Annotated in this window: 4 protein-coding genes; all 4 read left to right on the forward strand. The window is 30.4% G+C overall.

The window, feature by feature from the left end:
* Positions 1–68 precede the first annotated feature (68 nt).
* Positions 69–1,187: a glucose-1-phosphate adenylyltransferase subunit GlgD gene (gene glgD, locus BET03_RS09870; RefSeq protein WP_120169871.1), complete on the forward strand. Its 1,119-nt coding sequence runs from the start codon at positions 69–71 to the stop codon at positions 1,185–1,187.
* 240 nt (positions 1,188–1,427) lie between these two features.
* Complete coding sequence (gene glgA / locus BET03_RS09875) at positions 1,428–2,888, forward strand: glycogen synthase GlgA (RefSeq protein ID WP_120169873.1); 1,461 nt, start codon at positions 1,428–1,430, stop codon at positions 2,886–2,888.
* Positions 2,889–3,281: 393 nt separating this feature from the next.
* Entirely contained in the window at positions 3,282–5,237 is a 1,956-nt protein-coding gene (gene glgB / locus BET03_RS09880; protein WP_243096916.1) for a 1,4-alpha-glucan branching protein GlgB, read from the forward strand.
* Between the two features lie 78 nt (positions 5,238–5,315).
* A partial coding sequence (locus BET03_RS09885; RefSeq protein ID WP_243096917.1) for a sugar phosphate nucleotidyltransferase occupies positions 5,316–5,524 on the forward strand: 209 nt, incomplete at its 3' end.

Here is a 5,524-nt window from a genome sequence, read left to right on the forward strand (position 1 = left end):
GGATTCAGAAGAAATAACAGTGGTAAATGAGGATAAGGTTAGATGCTTAGAAAGGGGGAGAAAACAAGATGAAAGATCTTATGGGAATTATTAATTTAAGTGAAAAGGAAGATGAAATAAGGGAGCTTACCCATCACAGGCCATTGGCAGCTATACCAATAGCTGGTAGATATAGAGTGATAGATTTTATACTATCAAACATGGTTAATGCTGGTATTGAGAATGTATTTGTATTTACACAAGCTAAAAGTCGACCATTAATTAACCATTTAAGGATTGGGAAAGAGTGGGATCTAGATAGAAAGATAGATGGACTATTTGTCTTTAATCCAGTAGTTAATAATTATAACTTTGTTAGTACTAGAGGAGATATGGCAAATTTTAAAAATTATTTAGGATATATCAAAAAGAGTAGACAAAAGTATGTAATCTTAAGTAAAAGTTATATGCTTTGTAATATTGATTTTATTGATGCCTATGAATTTCATAAAGAATCTGGTGCAGATATTACAATTGTTTATAAAAGAGTAAAAAGCGATAATAAAAGATTTTTAAACTGTGATACCCTTAATTTAGATGAAAAGGGTAATGTCATAAGTGTTGGTAAAAATCTTGGAACAAAAGAAGACAGCAATATTTCCATGGAAATGTATATTATGAAAAAAGAGCTATTATTAGAGATAATAGAGGAAGCTATTATTATGGGAAGTGCTGATTATTTAAAACAAGCTATAGTCAAAAATATAGAAAGTTTAGATGTAAATTCTTATCCTTATGAAGGGTATTTAGCATGCATAAATTCCATTAACAATTACTTTAAAACAAGTAGAGAACTTTTAAATATAGATATATATAACCGATTATTTTATGAAAATGGACCAGTTTATACAAGAGTTAAGGACGAGCCCCCTACTAAATATACTAATAGCTCTGAAGTTATAAACTCAGTTGTTGCAAATGGATGTGTAATTGAAGGAACTGTTGAAAATAGTATTATTGGAAGGGGCGTAAAAATTAAAAAAGGAGCTGTAATTAAAGATAGTGTAATTATGCAAAGGTGTACTATTGAAGAAGGGGTAAACCTAAAGAATGTAATCCTAGATAAAAGTGCTCATATTACAAAAAACAAAGTACTTCATGGAGATTCCGAAAGTCCTTTAGTTATAAAGAAATCAATAAAACTGTAATACTATTGAGAATTAAGGAAATTAAAAATTGAAAATGTAAAATAGGATAAAGACAATTGAAAATTGAGAATGGAGAATTGAGAATTAGAAAAGCAAATAAAAAGAAAATATATGTGTTAGTGGTTAGTAGCATGTAGTTAGTAGAGATAAAAGATAAAAACAGTTGTTAGCTTTCAGTTCCTAGCTTTGCTAAGAACTAAGAGCTAGGAACTGATTTTTGAAAGAAAAGGGGGATAGGGAATGTCAAATATAAAAGTATTGTTTGCTTCTGCTGAAGCAGTTCCCTTTATAAAAACAGGAGGACTTGCAGATGTTACATATTCTCTACCAAAGGCTTTAAGAAAGCTTGGTATAGATGTTAGAGTTATACTTCCAAAATACTCCCAAATACCAGAAGAATTTAAGGAAGAAATGGTAACTATAACTGATTTTCCTATAGAATTTAAAGGACAACAAGAGGATTGTGAGATTCTATATTTAGAATATGATGAAGTACCATATTATTTTGTGGGGAATGGCTATCATTTTGAACAAAATAGTCCATACCAAGTAAAAGGTGGAAGTATATATGAATTTAAAGATAGTGAAAAATTTGCATTTTTTAACAAGGCAATCTTAGAGACTATAAGGTATATAGATTTTAAACCAGATATAATCCATAGCAATGACTGGCATACAGGTATGATAAGTGTATTACTTAATCAGTTATATTGTCATGAAAAAGATTATTCAAATATAAAAACTATATTTACAATACATAATCTTCAATACCAGGGAATATTCCCTAAAGAAATTTTAAAAGGATTATTTGGTCTTGAGATAGAGAATATAGATATAGAAAAACTGGAGTTTTATGGGGATATAAATTTTATGAAGGCTGGAATAAACTATTCAGACATAGTGACAACTGTAAGTAAGACATATTCTAAAGAAATACAAACTCCAGAATATGGTGAAAAACTAGACGGATTATTAAGAAAGATTGGCGACAGACTTTATGGAATACTTAATGGTATAGACTATGATATGTATAATCCTGAAACAGATAAGGATATATATGTTCAATATAGTGTTGATTCAATAGATAAAAAGTTAGAAAACAAATTAAAACTTCAAAAAGAATTAGGACTTCCAGAAAGAAAAGATGTTCCAGTAATTAGCCTTATTTCAAGACTTGTCAATATGAAGGGGATAGATATTTTAATAAAGGTATTAAATGAAATATTATCATTAGATATACAGTTTGTTATATTAGGAACAGGAGAGCCCTTTTATGAGTCAATTTTAAAGGAATATGAATATAAATATCCAGAGAAGTTATCGGTCAATATACTATTTGATAATAAGCTTGCTAAAAAGATTTATGCAGGGTCAGATATATTCTTAATGCCATCACTATTTGAACCATGTGGACTTGGACAGATGATAGCCTTAAGATATGGAACACTTCCAATTGTAAGGAAAACTGGAGGGCTTAATGATACAGTTAAATTATATAATGTATTTACTGATGAAGGCAATGGATTTAGTTTTACTAACTATGACGCCTATGACATGCTTTATACGATAAAAAGGGCAGTTAAATTTTATAATGATAAAAAGGTTTGGAATAAGCTAGTAAAAAGGGCAATGGAAAGGGATTATAGCTGGAAAAACTCCGCTAAAGAATATGAAAAAGTGTATAAGACAATTTACAATTAACAATTGACAATTGAGAATTAGAAAAGCAAATAAAGAGAAAAATGTATGTTAGTGGTTAGTAGCATGTAGTTAGTAGAGATAAAAACAGTTGTTAGCTTTCGGTTCCTGGGTCTTAGTTTTGCTAAGAACTAAGAGCTAGGAACTAATAACTGATTTTATAACCGTTGTTGATGGCTTGGTACTCCATCAACTTAAACATAGCACATGTTAAAAATAAGCGGCTTTGGCCGCCTTTTTCTTTAGGAATAATATATATACCACAAATATTTCTTAAAATTCAGAAAAGTTTTAATTATCATTTTATTTTTCGATTTGTTATAATCTTATACCTTATATCATAGGTATTAATATAGACAACAAATTGGAAAAAACTTAAGTAAAGGGGATAAGCGAATGAACGAAAGAATGATTGATTATTTACCAGTAAGTTCCTTTGATGTTTACCTATTTCATCAAGGGAATAATTATCAAGCCTATAATTTTCTAGGTGCAAAACCAATTAAACACAAAGGAGTAAAAGGTGTAAGTTTTACAGTATGGGCACCAAATGCAGAAAAAATAAATGTTGTAGGAAACTTTAATAAATGGGATGGCACAAATTATTCTATGAAAAAAGTTCATGATTCAGGTATATGGAATATTTTTATAGGTGGATTAGATGAATGGCAAATATATAAATATGAAATCCATACAAAAAATGGAGAAATTTTATTAAAATCTGACCCATATGCTTTTTATTCTGAATTTAGACCAAATACTGCATCAGTAGTGGTATCAATTGACGATTATAACTGGAATGATGATGAATGGATGGAAGAAAGAAAAAATAAAAATATATTAGAAGAGCCTGTTAATATATATGAGGTTCATTTAGGTTCATGGATAAGAAAAGAAAGTGGAGATTTTTCTAACTATAGAGAAATAGCAGATAGACTAGTTGAATATGTACTTAAAATGGGGTATACCCATATAGAGCTTCTCCCTGTAGCAGAACATCCTTTAGACGCCTCATGGGGATATCAAGCTACAGGATATTATTCAGTTACCAGTCGATATGGCACTCCTAAAGATTTCATGTATTTGGTAGACAAATGCCATCAAAATGGAATAGGGGTAATTTTAGATTGGGTTCCAGGACATTTTTGTAAAGATGCCCATGGATTATGGAAATTTGACGGTACGCCCCTTTACGAATATGATAATCCATTGATGGCAGACAACTTCCAATGGGGAACTGCTAATTTTGATTACAGTAAAAATGAAGTAGTAAGTTATTTAATATCTAATGCAATATTTTGGTTTGATAAATATCATATAGATGGATTAAGGGTAGATGCAGTTTCACATATGCTTTATTTAGATTTTGGAAGAAAAGATGGGGAATGGATGCCAAACAAATATGGAGGCAGAGAAAACTTACATGCAATAGAATTTCTTAAAAAACTAAATAAGACTATTTTTGAGCATTTCCCAAATGTTTTAATGATAGCTGAAGAGTCAACAGCATGGCCCCTTGTAACTGCACCAACCTACCTTAATGGCTTAGGATTTAACTTTAAATGGAATATGGGATGGATGAATGACACACTTAATTACATGGAAAAAGATCCAATACACAGAAAATGGCACCATAATCTTATAACTTTTTCATTTATGTATGCTTTTTCGGAAAATTATATTTTGTCTTTATCCCACGATGAAGTAGTTCATTGTAAGAAATCTTTAGTTGATAAAATGCCTGGAGACTATTGGAGAAAGTTTGCTAACCTTAGAGCATTATATGCATATATGTTTGCACATCCAGGTAAAAAGCTATTGTTTATGGGAGGGGAGTTTGCTCAATTTTCTGAATGGAATTATGAAAAAGAATTGGACTGGCTATTACTAGATTTTGATATGCATAAGAAGATGCAGAATTATGTGAGAGAATTAAATCATCTTTATAAACATGAAAAGGCATTATATCAGTTAGACAGTGACTACAAAGGTTTTGAGTGGATTGACCACAGTAATCATGAGCAAAGTATAATAACCTTCATGAGAAAAGGAAAATGGGAAGATGACTTTGTTATATTTGTTTGTAATTTTACACCAGTTCCTCGATATAATTATAAAATTGGTGTACCTAAATTAGGTAGATACAAAGAAATATTTAATAGTGATTTAGAAATTTATGGAGGTTCTGGATTAAAAAATAATAAAATGATTAAAGCTACAGAATACAAATGGCATAATCAGCCATATTCAATAGAAATAAATATACCACCATTAGGAGCATTATTTGTTAAACCGAATACTAATAATCCCAAAGATGAAATAGAAGACGGTTCTCAAGTTTCACAAATATAAGTAAACATAAATATTTAGTAACAATTTAAATAGATGGGGGGATGTTTTGTGAAAAATCGGAAAAAAGAAGTTATTGCCATGTTACTGGCTGGGGGCCAGGGAACAAGATTAAAGGATTTAACTAGAAAGGTGGCCAAACCTGCTGTGCCCTTTGGAGGTAAATACAGAATTATTGATTTTGCCTTAAGTAATTGTGCTAACTCAGATATCTATACTGTTGGAGTCCTTACTCAATACCAACCCCTTGAGCTAAACTCCCATATTGGTATAGGAAGTCCTTGGGACTT

The sequence above is a fragment of the Thermohalobacter berrensis genome (assembly GCF_003609645.1).
Taxonomy (GTDB): Bacteria; Bacillota; Clostridia; order Tissierellales; family Thermohalobacteraceae; genus Thermohalobacter; species Thermohalobacter berrensis.

What these genes read in the sequence shown, in the direction of transcription:
- glgD (WP_120169871.1), top strand. Translation starts at nt 69, where the DNA reads ATGAAAGATCTTATGGGAATTATTAATTTAAGTGAAAAGGAAGATGAA.
- glgB (WP_243096916.1), top strand. Translation starts at nt 3,282, where the DNA reads ATGAACGAAAGAATGATTGATTATTTACCAGTAAGTTCCTTTGATGTT.
- glgA (WP_120169873.1), top strand. Translation starts at nt 1,428, where the DNA reads ATGTCAAATATAAAAGTATTGTTTGCTTCTGCTGAAGCAGTTCCCTTT.